Origin of the sequence: Sorangium sp. So ce834 (assembly GCF_051521425.1) — a bacterium.
Lineage (GTDB): Bacteria > Myxococcota_A > Polyangia > Polyangiales > Polyangiaceae > Sorangium > Sorangium cellulosum_D.
In genome coordinates this window covers 4,096,048-4,119,124 of record NZ_CP150351.1, presented here as the reverse complement: position 1 = coordinate 4,119,124, position 23,077 = coordinate 4,096,048, and the positions used below count along the sequence as shown (strand labels likewise).

General features: G+C 72.4%; 17 protein-coding genes. 7 read left to right on the top strand and 10 right to left on the bottom strand.

The annotated features are described in order from the left end of the window. Positions 1-47: 47 nt before the first annotated feature. A complete protein-coding gene (locus tag WMF20_RS15060) occupies positions 48-590 on the bottom strand; it encodes an SPW repeat domain-containing protein (RefSeq protein ID WP_437614248.1) in 543 nt (180 codons plus the stop codon). Positions 591-703: 113 nt separating this feature from the next. Between WMF20_RS15060 and WMF20_RS15055 the strand changes: the two genes are divergently transcribed. The 3 genes from WMF20_RS15055 (at position 704) to WMF20_RS15045 (ending at position 5,389) form a co-directional block, all read left to right on the top strand. Then, a complete protein-coding gene (locus WMF20_RS15055) occupies positions 704-2,347 on the top strand; it encodes a ribonuclease J (RefSeq protein ID WP_129574997.1) in 1,644 nt (547 codons plus the stop codon). Between the two features lie 303 nt (positions 2,348-2,650). Further along, the gene (locus WMF20_RS15050) at positions 2,651-4,000 is read left to right on the top strand and encodes an RNA polymerase sigma factor RpoD/SigA (RefSeq protein WP_437614246.1); all 1,350 of its coding nucleotides are present in this window, start codon (positions 2,651-2,653) and stop codon (positions 3,998-4,000) included. A 372-nt stretch (positions 4,001-4,372) separates the two neighbouring features. Continuing rightward, positions 4,373-5,389 (top strand): sugar-binding protein, encoded by a 1,017-nt coding sequence (locus tag WMF20_RS15045; protein ID WP_437614244.1) that lies wholly within the window; start codon positions 4,373-4,375, stop codon positions 5,387-5,389. A 51-nt stretch (positions 5,390-5,440) separates the two neighbouring features. Here WMF20_RS15045 and WMF20_RS15040 read toward each other — a convergent pair whose 3' ends face one another. The 7 genes from WMF20_RS15040 to WMF20_RS15010 all read right to left on the bottom strand — a co-directional run bounded on the left by WMF20_RS15040 (position 5,441) and on the right by WMF20_RS15010 (position 15,144). Continuing rightward, the gene (locus WMF20_RS15040; RefSeq protein WP_437614242.1) at positions 5,441-7,870 is read right to left on the bottom strand and encodes a substrate-binding domain-containing protein; all 2,430 of its coding nucleotides are present in this window, start codon (positions 7,868-7,870) and stop codon (positions 5,441-5,443) included. Between the two features lie 324 nt (positions 7,871-8,194). Then, complete coding sequence (locus tag WMF20_RS15035) at positions 8,195-9,190, bottom strand: aldo/keto reductase (protein ID WP_437614240.1); 996 nt, start codon at positions 9,188-9,190, stop codon at positions 8,195-8,197. 239 nt (positions 9,191-9,429) lie between these two features. Further along, a complete protein-coding gene (locus WMF20_RS15030; RefSeq protein WP_437614238.1) occupies positions 9,430-10,188 on the bottom strand; it encodes an SDR family NAD(P)-dependent oxidoreductase in 759 nt (252 codons plus the stop codon). A gap of 2 nt (positions 10,189-10,190) precedes the next feature. Further along, the gene (locus WMF20_RS15025; protein ID WP_437614236.1) at positions 10,191-10,835 is read right to left on the bottom strand and encodes a hypothetical protein; all 645 of its coding nucleotides are present in this window, start codon (positions 10,833-10,835) and stop codon (positions 10,191-10,193) included. A gap of 25 nt (positions 10,836-10,860) precedes the next feature. Further along, positions 10,861-11,712, bottom strand: coding sequence for an SDR family NAD(P)-dependent oxidoreductase (locus WMF20_RS15020; protein WP_437614234.1), 852 nt, complete (start codon positions 11,710-11,712; stop codon positions 10,861-10,863). A gap of 93 nt (positions 11,713-11,805) precedes the next feature. Next, positions 11,806-13,992, bottom strand: coding sequence for a glycoside hydrolase family 3 N-terminal domain-containing protein (locus WMF20_RS15015; RefSeq protein ID WP_437614232.1), 2,187 nt, complete (start codon positions 13,990-13,992; stop codon positions 11,806-11,808). Positions 13,993-14,139: 147 nt separating this feature from the next. Continuing rightward, positions 14,140-15,144 carry a beta-ketoacyl-ACP synthase 3 gene (locus tag WMF20_RS15010; RefSeq protein WP_437614230.1) on the bottom strand — a complete coding sequence of 335 codons (1,005 nt, stop codon included), beginning with the start codon at positions 15,142-15,144 and terminating at the stop codon, positions 14,140-14,142. A 111-nt stretch (positions 15,145-15,255) separates the two neighbouring features. Between WMF20_RS15010 and WMF20_RS15005 the strand changes: the two genes are divergently transcribed. Together WMF20_RS15005 and WMF20_RS15000 are read left to right on the top strand one after the other, a co-directional pair. Continuing rightward, a complete protein-coding gene (locus WMF20_RS15005; RefSeq protein WP_437614228.1) occupies positions 15,256-15,975 on the top strand; it encodes a hypothetical protein in 720 nt (239 codons plus the stop codon). A 227-nt stretch (positions 15,976-16,202) separates the two neighbouring features. After that, positions 16,203-16,649, top strand: a complete 447-nt coding sequence (locus tag WMF20_RS15000) for a hypothetical protein (RefSeq protein ID WP_437614226.1) — start codon at positions 16,203-16,205, stop codon at positions 16,647-16,649. Between the two features lie 165 nt (positions 16,650-16,814). On the opposite strand, the gene WMF20_RS14995 is transcribed toward WMF20_RS15000, so the two are convergent. After that, the gene (locus WMF20_RS14995; protein ID WP_437614224.1) at positions 16,815-17,186 is read right to left on the bottom strand and encodes a hypothetical protein; all 372 of its coding nucleotides are present in this window, start codon (positions 17,184-17,186) and stop codon (positions 16,815-16,817) included. A 253-nt stretch (positions 17,187-17,439) separates the two neighbouring features. Between WMF20_RS14995 and WMF20_RS14990 the strand changes: the two genes are divergently transcribed. Both WMF20_RS14990 and WMF20_RS14985 read left to right on the top strand, forming a co-directional pair. Beyond that, positions 17,440-19,140 carry a hypothetical protein gene (locus tag WMF20_RS14990; RefSeq protein WP_437614222.1) on the top strand — a complete coding sequence of 567 codons (1,701 nt, stop codon included), beginning with the start codon at positions 17,440-17,442 and terminating at the stop codon, positions 19,138-19,140. A gap of 255 nt (positions 19,141-19,395) precedes the next feature. Further along, positions 19,396-21,396: a DUF1565 domain-containing protein gene (locus WMF20_RS14985; RefSeq protein WP_437614220.1), complete on the top strand. Its 2,001-nt coding sequence runs from the start codon at positions 19,396-19,398 to the stop codon at positions 21,394-21,396. Between the two features lie 39 nt (positions 21,397-21,435). Here WMF20_RS14985 and WMF20_RS14980 read toward each other — a convergent pair whose 3' ends face one another. Beyond that, positions 21,436-22,959, bottom strand: coding sequence for a cyclic nucleotide-binding domain-containing protein (locus WMF20_RS14980; protein ID WP_437614218.1), 1,524 nt, complete (start codon positions 22,957-22,959; stop codon positions 21,436-21,438). Between the last annotated feature and the right edge of the window lie 118 nt (positions 22,960-23,077).

The window sequence follows — 23,077 nt, the reverse complement described above, 5'->3', positions numbered from 1 at the left end:
GTGAGCGCCTCGGAAGGCGCGTTGCCGGCCGGCCGGCGCGCGCGCGGCTACGCGATCCGCGCCCGGCGGCCGACGCCCTTCACCGCGCGGTAGTCGGTGAGCAGCGATCCGAGGATGGTCGCCGCGCCCGTGGCGGCGTGGATGAGCGCGGCGAGCGGCGAGCGCTTCGCGTAGCCGAGCACGAACGGCGCCGCGATCGCGGACGCGCCCCACGCGTGGTCGATGGCCTCGTGCACCTCTATCGGAATCAGCTTCGCCAGGCTCAGGCGATAGTCGGTGAGCAGGGAGACGGACACGACCGACGCGCCGAGGATCACGCCGGCGATCCGCGCCGACGGCTTGCGCGCGGACAGGCCGGCGAGGGCGACGATGATGCCATTCGAGTAATCGATGACGGAGTGGACGTCCTGGGGGACGACGCGCGCGAGGGGCAGGACGCCGAGGAGCGGCCTCGAGGGAATCGTCGCCTTCTGCCGCGTCTCCCGCGCGATCAGGCCGGGTCGTTCGAGCTCTGCGGCGGGCCGGTCGTCCGGCGGCAGGCGGGTCGCCGGCAGGTCGTCCGCGCCCAGAGAGACGTTGGATTGTGCCATGGATACCTCCCGTGACGCGGGAGAGGCAATCCGCAGACCGGAGCACAGGCGCACACACCACGTCAGCAGACGAGCCGGCTCTCCCGGGATCAGCGGTGCTAGGCTGCGCGCCCATGGGAGTCCGGATCATTCCTCTCGGCGGCCTCGGCGAGGTCGGGATGAACGCGATGCTGATCGAGGAGGATGGCCGCCGCGTGCTCGTCGACTGCGGCGTCATGTTCCCCAACGACCAGGTGCTCGGCGTCGAGGTGGCGATCCCCGACCTCAGCTACGTGCGCGAGGCGGGCGGGGTCGACGCGGTGATCGTGACGCACGGCCACGAGGATCACATCGGCGGGCTGCCGTCGCTGCTGCGCGAGTTCCCGGTCCCCGTGTACGGGACGCGCTTCACCCTCCGGCTCGTGCGCGAGCGCCTCCTCGAGCACGGCATCGACGTGCCGCTCCGCGAGGTCGAGCCCCAGCAGCACTTCACGGCGGGCCCGTTCCGCGCCGAGCCCCTGCGCGTGACCCACTCCATCCCCGACGCGGTCGGCTACGCGATCGAGACGGGCGAGGGCATCCTCATCCACACCGGCGATTACAAGATCGATCTCACCCCCGTGGGCGGCGAGCGGCTCGATCTCGGCCGCTTCGCCGAGTACGGCCGCGCCGGCGTGGCGGCCCTCCTGTCCGACTCCACCAACTCGGAGCGCGACGGCTGGTCGGTGAGCGAGACGGCGGTGGCCGAGGGGTTCCTCCGGCCGTTTCGCGAGGCCAAGGGCCGCATCCTCGTCGCGCTGTTCGCCTCCAACGTCCACCGGGTCCAGAGCGTCCTCGACCTCGCCGCCCAGCTCGGCCGCAAGGTCGTGCTCGCCGGGCGCAGCCTCGCGACAAACACGCGGATCGCCCAGGAGATCGGCATCCTGACCATCCCCCCCGGCGTGCTCGTCGACGACGCCACCGCGGCCACGCTCCCGCCCGCGCGCCTCATCGTGCTCGCCTCGGGCGCGCAGGGCGAGCCGAACAGCGCGCTCGCGCGCATGGCCGTCGGCGATCACCACCGGCTGCGGGTCGACCCGGGCGACACGGTGATCTTCTCGTCCCGCGCCATCCCCGGCAACGAGATCGCCGTCAGCCAGCTCGCCAACCGCCTGGCGAGGCGCGGCGCCGTGGTGCTCGATCGCGGCCTCGACCCGATCCATGCGAGCGGCCACGCCCAGGCGGAGGAGCAGAAGGTGCTCCTCGACGCGGTCCGGCCGGAGCACTTCGTCCCCATCCACGGCGAGTACCGGATGCTGCTCGCCCACGCGCGCACGGCGCTCCGGATGGGCGTGCCGGCGTCGGGGGTCTTCGTGGTCGAGGACGGCGAGTCGCTGGTCGTCGAGGACGGCCGGATGCGGCTCGGGGACGCGGTGAAGACCGGGCGCGTGTGGCTCGACGCGCGCGGCGGGCTCGACGTCTCCGAGATCGTGCTGCGCGAGCGCGAGCAGATCTCGGATCAGGGCCTCGTGATGGTGCTGGTCGTGGCCGACCGCAAGACGGGCGAGGTCCTGCGCGGCCCCGAGCTCCTGGGGCGCGGGGTGGCGCACTTCGAGGAGGGCGGCCCGCTGTTCGTGGCCGCGCTCGAGAGCGCGCGCGACGCGCTCGCGGCGCTGTCGCCGGCGGCGCGCACGCTGGCGCCGGCGCTGGAGGACGCGCTCAGCCGCGGCGTGCGGCGGGTGTTCCGGCGCGAGGCCTCGCGCCGCCCCGCCGTGCTCCCCCTGGCCGTGCTCCTGTGAGGCGCCGCGGGCGCGCGGCCGGGGCGCGGCGGCGTCCGGCGGCGGACCGGGGGCCTCAGGCGCCGCGTTGCGCGCTGACGCGCGCCCATCCCCCATCTCCGCACGCTGGGCCCTTTCCTGAGCGCAACCAATGATTACGGTGCAGGGACCGGCGGAGCCCCTTTGCTCTGCCGTGGCACGGCCGGCGTCGGCTCGTGGTTCCTCCTGGGGATTGCCCTCCAGGGCTTCGCGCTCCGGCGCGCGGCCGGGTGGACCACCGCGGCACGGCCCCATGGTGGAGCGATCGAGATGAAGGAGAAGCCCATGAGCTCGCTCCTGGCGGGCGAGACCGGAACGACAATGAGGGAAGAGAGGGACGCTCGCGACGAGGTGCAGCTCGACGCCGGGCTCGGCGCGGCCTCGCCGTCTCCGTGGGACGCGCCTTCCGGCGAGCGAGCCGCGCCGCCGGGCGAGGACGTGACCGAGATCTACCTGCAGGAGATCTCGCGCAACGCGCCGCTCAGCCGGGATCTCGAGGTGGAGCTCGGCCGGCGGATCGAGTCGGCGGAGCGCGCGGGGATCGAGGCCTGGGCGGCGTCGCCCGTCGCGCTGCGCGAGCTCGCGGCGCTCGCGGACGACCTCCGGGCGGGGCGGGTCACCGCGGGCGAGCTGCTGCTGAACGCGGACGCGGACGAGGAGCTGCGCGACGCGGCGTCGGCGCGGCTCGCGCGGCTGCTCGGGCGCGCGCGATCCGTGGCCGAGGCCGGCGAGGCCGCGTCGCGCAGGGCCCGGGCCGAGCTCTCGGCCGGGCTCACCGACGCGCGCCTGGCCCCCGCGGTGGAGGAGCGGATCGAGCGCGCGCTGCGCGAGGCCGCGGCCGCGGCCGACGGGCCCGCGCGGGCGGCCATCGAGGGGACGCTCTCGGCGATGCGCGACGCCCGCCGCGCGGCGGCGGGAGCGCGGGCCGAGATCGTCCGCGCGAACCTGCGCCTGGTGGCGTCGGCCGCCCGGCAGCTGAGGCACCGCGGCGTGCCGCTGCTCGACCTGATCCAGGAGGGCAACCTCGGGCTGATGCGCGCGGCGGAGAAGTTCGACTACCGGCGCGGGTACCGGTTCAGCACGTACGCCACCTGGTGGATCAAGCAGGCGCTCTCGCGCGCGCTGCTCTACCAGGGCCAGGTCATCAAGGTGCCGGTCCACTTCGCCGAGACCCGGCGCCGGGCGCTGCAGGCGCGCAAGGAGCTCGAGCAGGAGCACGCGCGCGAGGCGGCGCCGGAGGAGGTGGCCGAGCGGAGCGGGCTGCCGATGGAGAAGATCCAGACGCTGCGGGAGATGGCGCTGCCGCTCGTGTACCTGGACGCGCCGGCCGGGGACGACGACGGCGCGCGCGCGGGCGACTTCTTCGCGAGCGAGGACGCGGCGCCGGACGAGCTCCTGGTCCACCGGCGGCTGCACACGCAGGTGCGCTCGCTGCTCCAGTCGCTGACCCCGCGCGAGCGCGAGGTGCTGCGGCTCCGGTTCGGCCTCGACGGCGAGCAGACGCACACGCTCGCCGAGATCGGGGGCATGTTCTCGGTGAGCCGGGAGCGGGTGCGGCAGATCGAGGAGAACGCCCTGAGCAAGCTGCGGACGCTGTCGCGCCGGCAGGCGCTCGACACCCCGCTCGGGGGTTAGGGCCGGCAGCGCAACACGGCCCGATTCACCGCCTCTCCGCGCGCTCCCGATCCAGCCCTCGGTGCGCCTCGCGCGCACCACGTAGCCGCCGTGCGGACACATCCTCAGCAGCAACCCCACAATCAGGAGATTCGCACCGCACATCCCATGTGCCTCGCCTCACTTGTTTTCCAGAGCTGGTGGGCACGCACACCCCCGCGCCATGCCGGAACAGGTGGCCCGGCGCGTCGCCTCGAGGATCGGCCTGGGTCGTTCATACGAGTCGCGACATCGTCGATGTGAGTCGCTAGCATCGTTCCGGGGCATCACCGATGTCGCGGATCAGCGACGTCGTATCGAACGCTTGGCGCGGACGAACCGAGGAGAACGGCCATGAATCATCAGAAGGATCTCTGGAAGCTCGCGTGCGCAGCGTTCGCCATGCTGTCGATGGCGTCGATCGCAGGCTGCGATCAGGGCGTTGGGGAGGAGGTCAGCAGCAAAGGCACCGGCAAAGGGGCTACGACCGAGGTCGTCAAGCTCGCGTTCGTGACGAACGGGTCCAGCGACTTCTGGAAGATCGCGTTCGCCGGCGTCCACAAATACGAGCGAGAGGCCAAAATCCAAGTCGACATCAAGGTGCCGCAGAACAGCACGCCCACGGAGCAGAACCAGATCCTCGAGAGCCTCGCCAGCCAGGGCTACGACGCCGTCGGCGTGAGCGTCCTGGCGCCGGACGATCAGGTGACCGTGCTCAACAAGGTCGCGGAGAAGGTCAAGCTGATCACGTTCGACTCCGACGCCCCGAAGTCGAACCGGCTGCTCTACATCGGCACGAACAACTACGAGGCCGGCAAGGTGCTCGGCAACGAGATCGTGAAGCTCTTGCCGAACGGCGGGAAGATGGCCGCCTTCGTCGGCATGTTCGCGGTCGACAACGCGGCCCAGCGCCTCAAGGGCATTCAGGACGTGGTCACTCAGCACGGCATCCAGCTCATCGACAAGCGCGAGGACAACACCGATCTCGCCAAGGCGCGCGCGAACGTGGAGGACATCATCAACGCCCACCCGGACCTCAACGTCGCGATCGGCCTCTGGTCGTACAATGGGCCGGCCATCGCCGCCGCCGTCGATGCGCTCGGGAAGAAGGGCAAGGTCCTCCCGGCCGTGTTCGATGAGGAGGACGCGACGCTCGCCGGCATCGAGAACGGCACCGTCGCCTGCGCCGTCGTGCAGAAGCCGTTCCAGTTCGGTTACCTGGGGAGCAAGTGGCTCCACGACCTCGCGACCAAGGGCGACGCGGCCATCGCCGCCATCCCCCCGAACAAGGTGATCGACACCGGCGTCGACGTGATCAACAAGGAGAACGTCGCGCAGTTCAAGGCCACGCTCGCCGAGATGAAGAAGTAGCCCGTCCCCCGGCGGCCTGGGCTCGACGGTCCGACTCGTGGCCGTCCCGGTTCAGCTCGGCTCAGAAGGGCTGGAGGTGCGTGAGCGGCGATAGACGATCTGGCCGCCGGTCTTCGACAGCGCGTAAGCGAACCCGAGCTCCAGGGTCGAGCGGGTGATGAGGCTCCCGAGGTCCACGCCCTGCTCCACCATCAGCCGCGCCGCCGCCGGCGTGATGCCGACGAGCACGACCTCGGCGCCGAGCAGCCGCGCCGCCCGCGCCGCCCGCAGGAGGTGCTCCACCGACGCGGCGTCGACGACCGCCATCCCCGTGACGTCGACCAGCACCACGCGCGCGTGGTGCTCGGTGATGTCGTGCAGCATCGACTCGATGAAGCGGCCGGATCGCTGCGCGTCCATCGTCCCCACGATCGGCATCACGAGGATGTTCCGCGCGATGGGCACGACCGGGCTCGAGAGCTCGCGGATCGTGTCGAGCAGCGACTCCTGGTGCCGGTTCGCGTGCTCGAGCTCATGGGTCCGCTCGGTGATCCGGTGGACGAGCCGCGCGTTCTCGATCGCCACGGCCATCGTGTCGACGACGCGCTCGATCATCGTGAGGTCGTCGAGCGAGCACGCCGCCCGGCGCTCGCTCTCCAGGACCAGGGCGCCGAAGGCGGACCCGCCGGCGAGCAGCGGGACGCCGACCAGGGTGTGCGCCCCCTTCCCGCGCGCCTCGACGACATCGGGCGCATCGTGGAGCTCGCCAGAGCGCGTATCGACGATGATCGGCCGGGCGGTGCTCAGCACCCGCCCGATCATCGACCTCGCGTCGAGGGGGGCTCGCTCCTCGCGGCACCCCTCGTTCCCCGCGTCCACGGTGACGAGGAGGAGCTCCTTCTCGCGGCTCGCGTAGGGGAGCTGCTCCCTTCGCTTCGCCGCCTTGCGGTTCGCGTCCAGGGCCAGGTAGTCGGAGAGGGGGAGCGACCAGGGCGTGCGCTCGATGGTCACGACGTCGATGCCGGTGTCGATGAAGCGCAGCGCGGACCCTCCCCCGGAGCCGGCGCGCGCGGGCAGCCCGGCCAGGGCCTCCTCGACGCCCCTCGATAGCATGTCGTGGAGCACCTGCACCGCGCGGTGGCCCATCTCGTGCTCGCGCTGGACCAGGACCGCGTGGATGGTCCCTTCCCGGAGCATCGCGAGCGTGTCCGTAAGGAGATCGAAGGCGACGATCTTGAGCTCCCCCGCCCGCCCCAGCGCCCTCGCGGCCGCACCCCACGACAGGCCGTTCTCGGCGCAGACGCCGAGGGCGCCGGCGATCCCTCCGGTCTGCACGGCCTCACGGGCGATCCGCATCCCGAGCTCCATGTCGAACCGGTCCTCGGCCGGCGGCTGCAGGTCGAAGCGCGTGCCGGAGACCGCCGCACGGAACGCGTCGACGCGCTCGCGGCTGTTGATGGCGCTGAGCCAGAACGTCAGCGCGCCGATCTTGCCTCCGCCCGGGAGCAGCCGGGCCATCATCTCCGCGGCGAGCCGCCCCGCCGCCACGTTGTCGGTGCCGATATAGGCCTGAGCGCGGCTGCCCTCGGCGGGCGGCGTGTCGATCGTGACCACCGGGATCCCGGCCTCCGCCGCCCGACGGATCGCCGGCTCGAGGACCTCCGGGGTGATCGGCGCCACGGCGATACCGTGCACGCCCCGGTCGATGGCGTCCTCGAGGATCCCGCGCTGCTCGACGGCGCTGTGGGCGGGGGCGTTGCGGACGTCCACGTGGATGCCGACGCTGCGCCCCGCGGTGAGGGCGCCATCCCGGACGTTGTTCCAGAACGCCAACGGCGACCGGTCCGGGACGTGGTAGATGCGGAGCTCGCGGGCCGCGGCGTCGCCGCGCGCGCCCCCGGAGGGGCCGTCGCTCAGCAGGACGAGGTGCACGGAGCGCCATTGCGGCTCGAGCTGCACGCTCTTGATGCCTTTCGAGATCATCTCGACGAGCTCATGCGTGCTGGTCCGCGTGGCCACCGCGTTCAGCACCGCCTCGAGCACGCGCACCTCCTGGGCCGACCGCGCCTTGTCGTTGTAGAGCTCTCGCCGCTCCAGCGCCGCGCCGGCGCTCGCGGCCAGCGCGAGGAGCCGCGCCCAGCGCTCGCCGGAAGGCGCCTGCCCGTCCGGCTGCTCGACGGCGAGCACGCCGATCGTCTCTTCCTGCACGCGCACCGGGGTGAGGACCACGACCGCGGCCGCGGGCACGAGGTGCAGCGCCGGCGCCCCCGGCAGGTGCTCGCGGTACCAGTCGGCGGCCGCCATGACCCGAGCGCTGTCCGCGGAATCATGCGTCGGAAGCGTCGCGATCACGGTGGCCGGCCCCGCGCCGCCGACGACCTCCTGCGGGCTCGCCAGCACGCCAGCGAGGCCGACAGAGGCTTTGTAGACCAGCTGCTCCCCGTCCCGGACCAGGAGACTCCCGCGCTGCGCGGAGGGCACGGTGCCCACGGCGTCGATCACGATATGATGCAGGGTTGCGTGAAGATCGAGACCGGTGACCATGCGCCTTACGCCCCCACACCCCACCCCGACCACGGCGCAGGTGCACGCCAGTGGGCGTGATCGAACGGCATCTTGTCAAGGGGGTGACCGAGCCGCCTCGGGCGCCGCTCGCCTCCTCCGCACGGCGTCCTCGGCAGGATGGCGCTCTCCCTCCGTCGAGGGAAAACTCGGGTTAGGCGGACAGGGACCCAGAAAGGAGAGCGCCGATGCAGTGAAACGATTGGCACGCTCGGGGCGCGAGCCGCGCGTCGGCGCGGGCTGGATGCGGCGCGAGGCGCGGGCTCAGCGCGGCGAGTCGCCGCGGCGGTACTCCGCGGTCGCCTCGTCGAGCCGGGCCTTCAGCTGCGGATCGAGCACGAGCTCGGCCGCGGCGAGCGTGGCGTCCAGCTGATCGGGCCGGCTGGCGCCGATGATGGCCGAGGTGATCGCCGGATTGGCGAGCACCCACGCGACGGCGACGGTCGTGAGGGACTGGCCTGCTTCGGCGACGATGCCTTGCAGCTTCTCGACGGTCGCGAACGCGCGCTCGTTCCAGTAGCGCTGCTGGTAATTGCCCGCCGCCGTGCCCAGCGTGAAGCGCGTGCCCGGCGTGGGCTCGCCGCGGCGGTGCTTGCCCGTGAGGAGCCCGCCGGCGAGCGGGTTGTAGGGGATCACGCCGAGGCCCTCCTCCTGCGCGAGCGGGAGCAGCTCGCGCTCGATCTCGCGGAACAGGAGCGCATAGCGCGGCTGCACGGACACGAACCGCGTGAGCCCGCGCACGTCGGCGCGGCCGAGCGCGCGCGCCAGGCGATAGGCCAGGTAGTTGGATACGCCGATGTACCGCGCCTTGCCGGAGCGCACCACGGTGTCGAGCGCCTCCAGCGTCTCGTCGATCGGCGTGTCGCGATCGTCGGAGTGGAGCTGATAGAGATCCACGTAATCGGTGCCGAGGCGGCGCAGCGAGGCGTCGATGGCGTCCAGGATGTGCTTGCGCGAGGCGCCCTGATCCCATTCGTTCGGGCCGACGCGGCCGACGCACTTGGTGGCGAGGATGAAGCGGTCGCGCTTGCCCTTGAGCCAGCGGCCGACGATCTCCTCGGTGCGCCCGGCGGTCGGCAGGCCGCCGCCCAGCGGGTACACATCGGCCGTATCGAGGAAGTTGACGCCGGCGGAGGCGGCCTTGTCGAGGATGGCGCGGGAGGTCTCCTCGTCCGTCTGGAAACCGAACGTCATCGTGCCCAGGCACAGGCGAGAAACGGTGAGGCCGGTACGGCCGAGGCGGGTGGTCGGGATGCTCATGGTCTTCCGTGGGTTCTTCGGGGGCAGGCCCGTACAGTTTCGGACAGGGCGGCTCGGGACGTCAATCGGGCACGCCGAGCGGGGTGAAGCGGTGTGAAGATGAGAGAGATCGACCGCAGAGGCACGGAGAGCACGGAGGGTGAGACGGAGAGGGAGAGAAAGATCCCCGTGCTCTCCGTGACGCTGTGGTCGATCGGCCGATGGCCCGCGCCGCTCGGCGCGCGAGCCGAGCGGGCAGATCAGTAATAGATCGGCCCGACGCTGCCGCCGCCCGCGACGACGGCGTCACCGTTGATCGCGACGCTCCTCGGCGAGGCGAGGAACGCGACGATCCACGCGACCTCGCGAGCGTCGACGATGCGGCCGATGCTCACCGAGGCGGCGAGCTCCTTCTCGGGCTCGGGCCGGACGCGCTCGGTGCGCGTCGCGCCGGGGTGCACGACCGTGACGTTGATCCCCTTCGGGCCCAGCTCGTCCGCGAGGTTCTTCGTGATCGCCGCCACGCCGACGTTGCGCAGGGTGGCGACCGGGCGGCCGGTCTTGCGCACGGCCAGCCCGCCGATGTTGATGATGCGGCCCCAGCCGTTCGCGATGAGGTGCGGCGCGACGGCGCGCGCGGTCCGCAGGTAGCCCACGACCTTGATGTTGATGTCCTCGATCACCTGCGCATCGACGATCTGATCGAGGCGCGTGGCGGGCGAGATCCCGCCCGGCAAGGCGGCGTTGTTGACCAGGATGTCCACGCCGCCCAGCGCGGCGACGGCGCGCTCGACGAGCGTGTTGACCGAGGTCTCGTTGCCTGTATCGACCACCAGCGGGACGACGCGGCGGCCGGTCTCCGCCGAGAGCTCGGCGGCGGTCGCCTCCAGCTTGTCCTTGCCGCGCGCGGCGATCACGACGTCGGCGCCCTCGCGCGCGAGCTCGCGCGCGATGGCCTTGCCGATGCCGCGGCTGCCGCCGGTGACGATGGCCCGCTTGCCGGTGAGTTCGAGATCCACGATCAGCTCCCTTTCCTTCGCAGACACGACGCCTGCGGCCTCGTACGTGGCGGGAGCCGCGCAGGGGCACGTCTCGTTCCATGCTCGTCTCGCCACGTTCGATCCGGGGAGCGAGCGCGCGCCTCGCCCGGTCCTGGTTCCGGCGCGCCTTCGGGCGGCGCCCGCGACGCCAGCGGGCCCGGCGCCCGCCTGCTTCGCAGGCAGCAGGCTGCTTCCGCCGTGCTGCGGGCGGAGCAGCCCGCGCGCCGCGCGGCTGGAATCAAGCCGAGGGTGGCCTTCCGGAGGAGCTTCCTCGCGACCGCGCGGGTCATGGACAGGAGGCCGGAGGAGAGGTGCAGCCCGCGGGTCCGGAAGTCGGGCGGGATCCGCAGCTTCCCGCCGACGATGGCCCGGCTCCGAGGCAAGCCGAGGGGCGCGGTCTTCCAGAACTGGAATCCGACGATCGCGCCCGTGTCGGCGCGGCGGAAGACATGGACGACATCGTCGGTCCTGGCGTGGACGCAGAAGTGCTCGAAGCGCTCGGCCATGAGCGCGTTCGAGAGGGCGTGGAGCTCGCGCAGGCGCTGGTCGTCGAAGTCGCGCCGCTCGATGGTCTCGACGCGGACGGCGGGGCGCCGCGGGGAGAGCTGGAGAAGGAGGTTCAGCATGATGGCTCCGGCCCGCGGAGGTCGTCTACGCCCCGTACATGGCGAGCAGCGCCCGCCTGGCCTCGTCCGCGGCGGCGTTCACGGGGCCGATCAGCGCCGCGTCCATGCCGAACGTCGTGCGCAGCGGCCTCTGGCCGTGCGGCATCTCGAGGAGCTTCAGCAGCACGTCCGCGAGCTCCGCCGGGTCGGGTCCCTTCAGCGTCTTGACCATCTCGAGCGTGGCGCGCGTCACGCCGTCGAGCGCCCCGTACTCGGCGGAGCGCGCCTCGTCGTCGTTCGGCCAGGTGTTGTGGAAGAGCTTCGTGTGGACCAGCCCCGGCTCCAGGATCACGACGTCGATCCCGAACGACTCGAGGTCGATCTTGTAGCCCTCGGCCATCATCTCCATCGCGGCCTTGGCCGCGCAGTAGTGCGCCGTCTTCGACATGAGGATGCGCCCTCCCACGCTGGACGTGAAGGCGAGCACCCCCGTCTTGCGCCGGCGCATGTGCGGCAACACGGCGCGACAGACGCGCTGCGCCCCGAAGACGTGCGTGTCGAAGAGCCGCCGCAGCTGATCGACGCTGCTGCACTCGGTCAGCCCGATCAGACCGTTGCCCGCGTTGTTCAGGACCACATCGATCTGCCCCGTCTTCTCGACCACCGTCGCGACCGCCGCGGCGACGGAGGCGTCGTCCGTGACGTCGAGCGCGACCGCCTCGATCGGGGTGCCGGCGGCCGCCAAGGCGGCCACCTCGTCGCGCGCCGCCCGGTTCTTGCCCTCGGGATCGCGCATGCCCGCGAAGGCCACATAGCCGTTCCGCGCGAGCGCCTCCGCCACGCTCCGGCCGATCCCCGTGCTCGCGCCCGTCACCAGCGCCACCCGCTTCGCCGTCATCGTCCCTCGCCTCCTCGAGCGCCGGGGCCTCCCCGGCGCTGGCCGCGCGAGCGATGCTAACACGCGGCCTTTTGGATCGAGGTCGGCGCGCAGCTATGCAACGGCGAAGCCGGCGCTCAGCAGGTCCTGCGGCCGGGACGAGGCTCCGATGTGGACGCGGAACTCCCCCGGCTCGACCACGCGGCGCCCCTCCGCGTCGATGATCGACAGCGCCGAGGCGGGGAGCTCGAACCGCACCGTTCGCGCCTCGCCCGCGGCCAGGCTCAGGCGGCGAAACGCCTTGAGCTCCTTCACCGCCCACGTGGACGACGTCACCAGATCCTCGACGTACAGCTGGGCGATCTCGACCCCCTCGCGCTCTCCAGCGTTGGTGATCGTCACCTCGAACGAGGCCACGCCGTCTCGCCCCACGCTGGGCGTCAGGACCTTCAGGTCGGCATAGGCGAAGCGCGTGTAGCTCAGGCCGAAGCCGAAGGCGAACGCCGGCTCCTGCGTGAGGTCGGCGTAACGGCTGCCGTGCTGGCCGCGGGCCTGGTTGTAGAACACCGGCTGCTGGCCCACGTGGTAGGGAAACGAGATCGTCAGCTTGCCCGAGGGGTTGATCCGCCCGAAGAGCGCCTCGGCCACGGCCCGCCCGCCCATCATCCCCGGATTGAACGCCTCGACGATGGCCGACGCGCCGAGCACCGAGCGCGGCAGGACGAGCGGCTTGCTGTTGACGAGGACCACGACCGTGGGGATGCCCGTCCTGGCGATCGCGTCCGCCAGGGCCCTTTGCCCGCCCATGAGCTCCAGGGTCGCCGTGCTCCTCGTCTCGCCGATGAACTCGATCCGATCCCCGACGACCAGGACCACCGCGTCGGCGCCCCGGGCGAGCTCCACCGCCGCGGGGATGCCCGACTCGTCCTCGCCGACCACCGAACAGCCTGCCGCGTGCACCACCTCGCACCCCGGCGGCGCGAGCTCCCGGATCCCGTCCACGATCGTGACGATGCTCGAGCGGGGGTGCTCGGGGCCGTTGCCGCCGCTCATCTGGCCCGACCCGAGCGACCAGTCGCCCAGCTGGGCGATCGGGTCGTCCGCGTTGGGGCCGATCACGGCGATCCGCCGGAGGGGCCTCGGCCCCGCGCCGTCCGCGAGCGGCAGGAGGCCGTCGTTCTTCAGCAAGACCAGCGAGGCCCGCGCCACCTCCAGGTTGAGCGCCCGGTGGGCCTCGCACCCGATGACCTCCTTGATCCGCCGCTCGCTGCTGTACCCGGGGTCCTCGAAGAGCCCGAGGGAGAACTTGAGCGAGAGCACGCGCCGCACCACCGCGTCGATCTCGGCTTCGGCCAGGAGCCCGCGGCGCACCGCCTCCTGCGCCCCCTCGTAGAACTGCGGGGTCATCATCATCAGGTCGTTGCCGCTCCGGATCGCCACCGTGGCCGCCTCGGCCATGTCCTTGCAGACCTTCTGGTCGAGCACGAGGTTGCCCACGTTGTTCCAGTCGGTCACGACGATCCCCTCGAAGCCCCACTCCTCCTTGAGGACCTCGGTCAGCAGCCAGCGGTTGGCGGTCGCCGGTATCCCGTCCATCGACTGATATCCGGTCATGAACGCCATGCAGCCGCTCTGCGCGGCCCTCTCGAAGGGCGGCAAGAAATACGAGCGCAGGTAGCGCTGCGAGATGTTCGCCTCCGAGGCGTCGCGGCCGCCCAGCGTCTCCGAGTAGCCCGCGTAGTGCTTGGCCGTGGCCAGCACCGCGTCCGGATCGTCGAGGCCCTTGCCCTGATAGCCCTTGACCATCGCGCACGCGAGCTCCCCGATGAGGTAGGGGTCCTCGCCGAACGTCTCCCCCACCCTGCCCCAGCGGAGATCGCGCGTGAGGCACAGGACCGGAGAGAACGTCCACTTGAGCCCCGTGGCCCGCATCTCGGCGGCGGTGACCCGGGCGACCTTCTCCAGGAGCCCCGTGTCCCAGCTGCACGCCATGCCGAGCTGCGTCGGGAAGATCGTGGCGCCCGCCCAGAAGGAATGACCGTGAATCCCGTCGTCGGCCATCAGCACCGGAATGCCGAGCCGGGTGCTCAGCGCGCGCTTGATCGCCGCGTCCGCGTCCTTCCCGTTGCAGTGCAGGAGGCTGCCGACCTTCATGCGCCCGATCGCGTCCTCCAGGTCCCCCTGCGCGTCCAGCTGCATGAGCTGGCCAACCTTCTCATCCAGGGTCATCCGGCTCAGGAGATCTTCCACCCGCTTGCCCACGGGCTGCTTGGCGTCTTTGTAAAGGGGAGCGTCGATCATGAGTCCTCCTGAGCGATTCCTCGAGCCGCCGTTCAGCGAAGCGCAGCGCGCGCTCCTTCAACGCAACGGGCAACGCAACGGGCGCGCCGGGCGGGCCACGGTCGGCCTCGCCGCGGTCAGATCACATGGCGACCTCGCCGCGGTCAATCACATGCGGACCACCGCGCTGCCCCACGTGAGCCCGCCGCCGAGCGCGCACAAGAGCACGTGATGCCCGGGCAGGATCCGCCCATCGCGGAGCGCCTCGTCGAGCGCGATCGCGACCGAGCCGGCGCTGGCCTCGGCCGCGCTCTCGCCGTCGAGCGCGCCGAGGACGCGCTGCCGCGGGCACCCGAGGCGATCGGCGAGGTGCGCGGCGAGCTGCGCGTCGGCGTGGTGCGGGATCACCCAGTCGACGTCCGCGGGCGCGAGCCCGGCCGAGGCGAGCGCCGCGAGCGCCTGCGCGCCGAGGTGCTCCTCCACGGCCTGGCGCAGCTCGGGCTGCTTCACGCGCAGGTACTGCCGCCGGTCGGCGAGCCGCTCGACCGTGAGCGGCTCCGCGGAGCCGCCGCCGGGGACCTGGAGCACGTCGGCCCTCTTCCCGTCGGCCCGGAGGCTGACGCTCAGGATCCCGCGCCCGTCGCCGACCGCCGGCCCGACGACGACCGCGCCGGCGCCGTCGCCGAAGAGCTGGGCCGAGGCCCGGTCGCGCGGATCCAGGCGGCGCGAGAGCAGGTCCGCGCCGATCACGAGCACGTGCTTCATGGTCCCCGCCGCGACGAACTGGCTCGCCACGGACAGCCCGTAGAGGAAGCCCGTCAGCGAGGCGGAGAGGTCGAACGACGGGATGAGCTCGGCGCCGAGCTTCTGCTGCACGTACACCGCGGTCGCCGGCATCGGCGCGTCACCGCTCGATGTCGCGAGGATGATCATTTCGAGGTCGCGCGGCCCGAGGCCGGCCGCGTCGAGGGCCGCCTTCGCCGCCCTCGTCGCCAGGTCGCTCGTCGTCTCGCCGGCGGCGCCGCGGCGCCGCGCGTCGCCCGCGCTCGCGTCGGCCGCGGCGCCGTCCGCTGGCGGCGCGCCTGCGTGCGCCTCGCCCTCCGGGGCGGCGAGCGGCAGGGAGCGGCCTGTGCCGAGGATGCGCGCGCGGGGATTTCTGGCATCGGACGTCATTGGAAGCCGAGCCTACATCATGGGCTGCGGGTTGGGACGGGCGATCGCGCGCCGGGCCCGGTACACGGAATGCTTGAGTCGCGGACGCGCTCGGGTACATAAAGCGCCGCGATGGCTACGAGCTCCGAAGACAAAGACCGCCCCGACACGGACGACGCACCTTCCGGCGAGGCCGACGCGCAGGACACCAGCAGGGAGGACGGCGAGGGCCGCGCCGACGCAGCGGCCCCCGCGAGGGCCTCGCGCCCTGCGAAGCCGGCGGGCGCCGCGCGGCGCCCGGCGGGCAAGAAGCCCGGGGCGCGGCCTCGCGCGGCCGCCCAGCCGCAGGGCGGCTCGCTCGGCAAGAGCATGATCTTGTTCCTGATCATCATCGGCGGCCTGGCCGCGGCGTTCGCCTATTTCGGGCGCGAGCCCGCGCCCGGCGCGGCCGGTCCGAAGTGGAAGCCGGGCGACAAGGCGCAGGTCGAGGTCACCCTCGTGTCCAGCGACATCAAGGATCTCGCCTGCTGGTCGGCCGAGGAGATCAGCGGCCGGCACTGCGCGTTCGAGTCGCCCACCAAGGGCTGGTCCAAGGGTGACGCGGACGACAAGAAGCTGCTCCGTCCTTACACGACGACCGACCGCGTCCAGTTCCTCGCCTCCGGCCTCTGGAGCGAGCCCGCCCTCACGGGCAAGCTGCCGTCCGCACGGTTCGCGGTGAAGTGCACCTACACCGTCGAAGGCAAGATGAAGAAGCCCGGCGTCCGCTGGTCCAGCGAGGGCGCTTGGCTCGACAGGACGGATGACTGGTACACGGGGCTCTTGTCGGAGTGCAAGCTCATCAACCCCTGATGTCGCAGGCGCTGCCGCGTTCGCCTGCGTCGCACGCGGCCCGTGCCGCACGACGCGGCGCATGCGGCGCGCCGAGCGTGCTGCGCCATGGCTCTCGTGTGACCGCGACCCTCCGTGGTAGTGTCATGATCGGCTTGGAGGTGCTCATGCCCAGTCATCGGGTGACCGCATTGGTGTCGTTGACCGCATTGTTCGCCGTTGCTGGATGTGAAGCTGACCCGGGCACCGTGAACGTTCTGCCGATCTACGTCACCGTATCGAGCTCCTCCGGCGGGGGCGAGGGCGGAGAGGCCGGGACGACGACGACCACCACCACCACCACCGTCTCCACGACGAGCGCCGGCGGCGAGGGCGGCGCGGGAGGCGTGGCGTGCACGTGCGACGCCGGGCTCTCGTGCTGTGGACCGGCCTGCGTCAACCTGGCCAACGATCCGCACAACTGCGGAACGTGCGGCACGCGCTGCCCCGACGAGCAGGCGTGCATCCAGGGCGAGTGCAAGGATCCCTGCGATCCGAACTTCGGGTGCGAAGAGGGCATCTGCTGCGGGGTGCAGTGCTGCCTCGGCGGCGCGATCTGCTGCGACTACGGGACCAGCGCCGAGGCGCCCGACCTGCACTGCCAGCAGCCGGAGAACGGGACCTGCCCGCTCGCCTGCACCGGCTGCGGGAGCTGACCGACATCGACAGCGGCGCGCGTCGGCGCATCGCGCGCCGCGCGCGGCTCCCGTGACCGGCACGCGACGCGCCGGCCTGCTGCGCGCCGCGCGGGCGCCCGTGCGGCGCGCGCCGCCCTGCCGAGCGCGCGCCTCGCCCTCGCGCGGCGCTCGCGCGCGGACGGCTCACGCCTTGTCGAAGGCCTTGCCCGGGTACTTCCGCTCGAAGTGCCCCACGATGCCGCGGCCGATCGCCTCGATCGTGAGCCCGGCGATCCCCATCTTGATGGCGGGTCCGACCAAGGGGACGAAGCCGACCGCCCGGGTGGCGAGGAATTTCAAGCCTTGCCCGAGGATGGCGAAGCTCCCGCCGGCGGCGGTCGTCGCCACGGAGCCGACGCTCTCGCCGTAGATCTCGCCGATCATCGTCATCATGTGGGTCTCGATCGCGACGAGCCCGGCGGACGTCGAGATCGGGAGCGGGAGCGCGGCGAACGCGGCGCCGCCGATCGCGTAGCGGTGAACCCAGCGAAGAGCTTCATCCCTGCACGTCGTCATGCCTCGAGGTTGCCGCAAGTCGCGCCGTCCGTCCATCGCGCACCGCGCCGACGCCGCGGGCGCGACATCGGCCCGGGCGCACGGCATGTCGTGTGTGCGCTGCCTTCCCTGCCGGCGGGAATCGCGCATGCATGACCGTCGCTCGGCTCGACCTCCGCGCTCGCGCCGGAGGGCGGCCCCGAGGCCATGCGACCCCGCGAGGGGATGTCGAGCCGTCGGAGCCCGCGGCGACCCGGGCTCCAGCGAGGTGCCCATGACAGCGCGACCCGCGCCCTTCCGCCTGCCCTACCTCTGCGCCTGCGCCGCCCTCGCGGCGTGCGGCCCGGCGCCACGTCCCGCCTCGCCAGGAGCGGAGCCGCCGCCGGGCCACGAGGGCGCGGGGACGCCTTTCGCCGAGCGCGTCCCGCTGTTCGAGGACATCGGCTCGCTCCATCACCCCGTGACGACGTCATCGGCGCTCGCGCAGCGCTATTTCGATCAGGGCCTGCGGCTGGTCTATGCGTTCAACCACGACGAGGCGCGGCGGGCGTTCGAGGAGGCCGCCCGCCTCGATCCCGGCCTCGCCATGGCCCGCTGGGGCGTCGCGCTCACGCTCGGCCCCAACATCAACCTGCCGGCCGAGCCGTCGCGGGAGCGGGCCGCCTTCGTGGCCGTCGAGCAGGCGCGCGCGCTCGCCGCGTCCGCGAGCGAGCGCGAGCGCGCGTACATCGAGGCGCTGGCCGAGCGCCACGCCGCGACGCCGGGCCGCGACCGGACGGCGCTCGACCGCGCCTACGCGAGCGCGATGCGCGAGCTCGCGCGCCGCTTCCCCGACGATCTCGACGCCAGCGCCCTCTTCGCCGAGGCGCTCATGGACCTGCGCCCGTGGGATCTCTGGACGCTGGACGGCCGGCCGCAGCCCGGGACCGAGGAGATCGTCTCCACCCTGGAGGGCGTCCTCCGGCGCGATCCCGAGCACCTCGGAGCGAATCACTATTACATCCACGCCGTGGAGGCGTCGCGCGCGCCGGAGCGCGCGTTGCCGAGCGCCGAGCGGCTCGGCGGTCTGGCCCCAGGGGCTGGGCACCTCGTGCACATGCCGTCGCACATCTTCATGCGGGTCGGCCGGTACGCGGACGCGTCCGACGCCAACGAGCGCGCGGTCCTGGTCGATCGCCGGTACATCCGCGAGCAGCGCCCGGCGGGCATTTATCCGATGATGTACTTCCCTCACAACCTCTATTTCCTGTCGGTCTCCGCGAGCATGGAGGGGCGCAGCGCCGTCGCCGTGCGCGCGGCCCGCGAGCTCGGCGCCGCGGTGCCCGACCGCCACGTCCGGCACATGCCGATGCTCGAGATGTTCCGGCCAGCGCTGCTGTTCGCCCTGGTCCGGTTCGGCCTCTGGCAGGACGTCCTCGCCGAGCCGGCGCCGCCGTCCGAGCAGCGTTACGCGACGGGGATATGGCGCTATGCGCGCGGCCGCGCGCTCGCGTCGCTCGCGTCGACGGCGCGCCCCGACGACGCCGCGCGCGAGGCGGCGGCGCTCCGGGCGGTATCGTCCGAGATCGCCGGGGTCACGATCGGCAGGAACCGCGCGAAGGACCTGCTCGAGATCGCCTCGCTCGTGCTGGAGAGCCAGATCGCCTCGGAGCGCGGCCAGGCCGGCGCCGCCGTCCGCATGCTCCAGGCGGCCGTCCGCGTCGAGGACACGCTGCGCTATTTCGAGCCGCCGGACTGGCCCGAGCCGGTCCGCCACACGCTCGGGGCGGCGCTCCTCAAAGCGGGTCGGCCGCGCGACGCCGAGGCCGCTTATCGCGAGGATCTGGCCCGTAATCCCGACAACGGCTGGTCCCTCTCGGGCCTCGAGCAGAGCCTGCGCGCACAGGGCAGGGAAGAGGAGTCGGCCGCCGCACACGAGCGCTTCGAGCGCGCCTTCGCGCGAGCCGACGTACAGCTGTCCGGGTCGCGCCCGTGAATGTCCGGCCTCGAGCGGCCGCGGACGACGAGGAAAGCGCGCTTCGCCGGCATCCGCCTCGACTCAATCTGCTACGTTGATGGGGTGTTGTGCGCGAAGCTTGGACTCTCAGCGCTCCTGTGTCTCTTCTCTTTCACTGTCAGCCTGTGCGCCGCGTCGCTCCTCGGTTGCGAGGACACCGAGCTCCCGCCGTCTACGTACGTCCCGCGGGACGACGCCGGCGAGCCCCCGTGTGCGCCGGGGCAACTCCGCGGCATGAGCGGGTGTATCTCCGTGGGCGTCCAGGGATGTATCGGCGATTTCGTCGGCGAGGACGGGTTCTGCCGTCCCGCGCTCGAGCGGTGCTCGCCCGGGGCCGTCCCGGCGTTCGACGGGGGCTGCGTCGACGTCGGGATCCCCGGGTGTGCAGCGGAGTTCGTGGAGGGCGGCGGCTGTCATCCCACGATGGCCAAGTGCCCGGAAGGGACGTTCGCGGTCCCGCAGAAGGGGTGTATCTCCATCGACGGCCCAGACGGCTGCGGCTCGGGGCCGTGGGGCCAAGTCGCCGAGGCGCCCGGCGACATCCATGTCGATCCGAGCTACGCGGGTGGGGGCGGCGACGGGTCGCGGGACAGGCCGTTCACGACGCTGGCGGAGGCGCTCTCGGCGGTGCAGGCGGACGGCCGAGTCGTCCTGGCCGAGGGCGAGTACGACGAGCCGGTCGAGATCTCGAAGCCCATCGAGCTGGTCGGGCGGTGCGCCTCCCGGGTCGTGCTCCGGGGCGAGCAGAGCGATCCGAGCGGCAACGTCAGCGCGGTCTGGATTCATGACGTCGAGGGCGCCGGCGTGCGCGGCGTGAGCGTGATCAGCCCGTCCATCGGGGTGTTCGTCCAGGCGGCGGAGGTCTCGGTGCGCGACGTCCGCGTGACGGGCGAGAGCGGCAGCGGCGTCGTGGTCGCGCTCCCCGGCGCGAGCCTCGAGCTGTCGCGCAGCCTGGTCCAGGCGTCGTGGGCGGGCGAGGGCACGGGCGATCAGTGGACGAGCGTGCTGGTCATGTCCGGGGCGCGGGCGCGGCTCACCGAGAGCGCGTTGATCGACGGCACGGTCCACCTGCGCATCACCTCCGACGCGGAGGGGGTGGTCGCCGAGGGCAACCTCCTGGAGATCACCGACCAGCAGGCGGCAACGACCGACTCGGTCGGCGTGATCCTGGAATCGGGCGCGCTGCAGCTCGACGCGAGCGCCCTCGTCCACCACCGCCTGGGCGCGCTGGTGACGGGCGCCTCCGCGGAGCTTGCCGCGACGCGCGCCCTCTTTGCCGCTCCCCCCGAGGGGGCGCTGGAGGCCGGCGACGTGGTCGTGGAGCAGGGCGCTCGCGCGACGCTCGAGGGCAGCGTGCTGTCCGGCGCGTGCGACGCGCAGCTCGTCGTCGCGGGCGCCGGCACGGCGGTCGAGGTGTCCGGCACCCTCTTCCAGGGCGCGGCCGCCGCGGAGCCGGGCCGCCTCGGGTACGCCGTCGAGCAGCGGGGCGGCGCGCTCTCGCTGTCGTCGAGCGCCGTGCGCCAGGCCGGCGACGCGGGCCTGGTCGTGTCGGGCGGGACGTTCTCCGCCAGGGGCGTGGTCGTCGCGGGCACGCGCGCGCGCCCGATCCATCGGGATCGCGCGGCTGGCGTGCTGGTGCACGGCGCGCGCGCCACGCTGGCGTCGACGATCGTCCTGGGGGCCCATGTTGCGGGCATCGCCGCGTCCCAGGGCGCGGAGCTCGAGCTCACGGAGAGCCTCATCGAGGGAACGCGGCCGGAGGAGCGCGACGGCACCGGCGGCGTCGGCCTGCTGAGCGCCGGGTCGGCGCGGATCGTCGTCCAGCGGTCGGCGGTGCTGGAGAGCCGCGTGGCGGGCATGCTGCTGCTCGCCGCGCCGAGCACGGTGGAAGACACGATCATCCAGGGGGTCGAGAGCGGGACGTTCTCCACGCTGAGCGTCGGCGGGCAGATGGAGTCGGTTTCGGACCTGGGCGATGGGCTCCTCGTCCTCCGTTCGAAGGCGCAGGTGCGCTCGGTGCAGGTGGAGGGCTGCGCGCGCGCCGGGCTGCTCTTCGGCGACAGCGACGGCGCGCTCGCGCACTCTCGCTCCACGGGCAACCGGTTCGGCCTGGTCGTGCAGGGCACGCGGGCGCCGGAGCTGTCGCAGGACAACACCTTCGAGGACAACCAGGAGAGCGATCACGTCACCGAGGGCGCCCTCCCCGTCCCGAGCAGCGCCGCGCCCGCCCCGTGACGCGCGCCCGCTGGACGCAGCGCGCCCCCCGCCGTGTAGCTACACCGAGAAGAACTGACGAATTTTCTCGAGGAGCGCGGTCGTCTTGGCCTCCTCGGCGCCGGCGCGGGCGCGGCGCACCGACACGCTCTCGTCGAGCGCCGACTGCCGCGCGGCCAGCACCTCCGTGATCTTCTCGGCAATGCCGGGCGCCGCCGCGAGGATCTCCTGGAAGGCCTCCTTGTCGACCTTCACGAGCTCGCAATCGCTCACCGCCTGGATGGTCGCGCTGCGCGGCTCCCCGGTCATCAGCGACATCTCGCCGAAGAACTTGCCCGGGCCGAGGCGCGCCACCTCGGCCGTGCTGCCGCCCTCGCGCCCCACGACGACCGAGACCTCGCCCGACTGCACGATGAAGAGCTCGTGCCCAGCGGCCCCCTGCCGGATCACGATCTCTCCGGTCATGTAGCTGCACGTCTTCGACAGCGTCGCGAGCCGGTCGAGGAGCGGCGGGGGGAGCGCGGCGAGGAAGTCGACGACGCGCAGCGACTGCAGGCGGCGCTGCCGCTCGTCGGCCTCGCTGCGCGCCTGCGACTCGGACGGCGCCTCGGCCATCCGGACGACGCGGGTGGGGAACGGGACCGCGATGCCCTCGCGGTGGAACGCGTACCAGATCCGCTGACGAACGTCCGAGTCGACGCGATCGCGGCGGGCGAAGTCTTCGATGAAGAAGCAGACCTGATAACCGATGCTGCTCTCGTCGAACCTCGCGGCGAGCACGAACGGCGGCGGCGCGAGCAGCACCCCGGGCGCCGAGGCCACGGCGCCGAGCAGCGCCTGCTCCACGAGCCGCGGCGACACCTCGTAGGGGCCCCGCACCTCGATCGTGCGCCGCGCGATGGCGGTGGGCTTCGTGAAGTTCCGGATCGTGCTCTTCGCGAGCGTGCCGTTCGGGATCGTGAGCTCGATCTGATCGTTCGTGAGGACCGTGGTCGCGCGCCAGTTGATCTCGATGACCCGGCCGATGAGCCTCGGATCCGGGTCGATCTGGATCCAGTCCCCCACCTCGAACGGCCGCTGCGCCTGGATCGCGAGCCCGGCGAACAGGTTCCCGAGCGTCTCCTGGAGCGAGAGGCCGATCACCGCGGTGAGCAGCGCCGAGGTGGTGAGCAGCGATCCCGGCTCGACCCCGGCCGCGCGGAGCGTGATGAGCGCGACGCCCGCGTAGACGAGCCCCTGGATGATGTCGTGGATGATCCTGGAGAGCGGCCGCCCGAGGCGCACGCCGAGGATCAGGTCGACGACGAGGAGGAAGGCGGCGCGACCGAGCGCGGTCAGGAGCAGGAAGAGCGCGACGACCGAGAGCGTCACGCGAAGCGACGACGCCGGATCGAGCGGGATCCGGGCGAGCAGCGCCGCCACGTGGAGGACGAGCAGCGCGACCGGCAGGCGCAGCTTCCCGCGCTGGGCAGGCGGCATCAGCAGCCGCAGCGCGAGGAGCAGCGCGGCGGCGATCCCGATGCCGATGGCGCCCGACGACGCGATCCGCACGAGCACGTCCGAGATGGTGGCGGCGCCGCGCATGGCGGCCGATGGTAGAGCTCCGCCTGCCCCTGTCACAACCGCGTCGCGCGCGGGCTTCGGGACCGTCACGGCGCCCCTCATCGGCTGCGCCTGCGGCGCGCCTCGCCTGCGAGGCCGC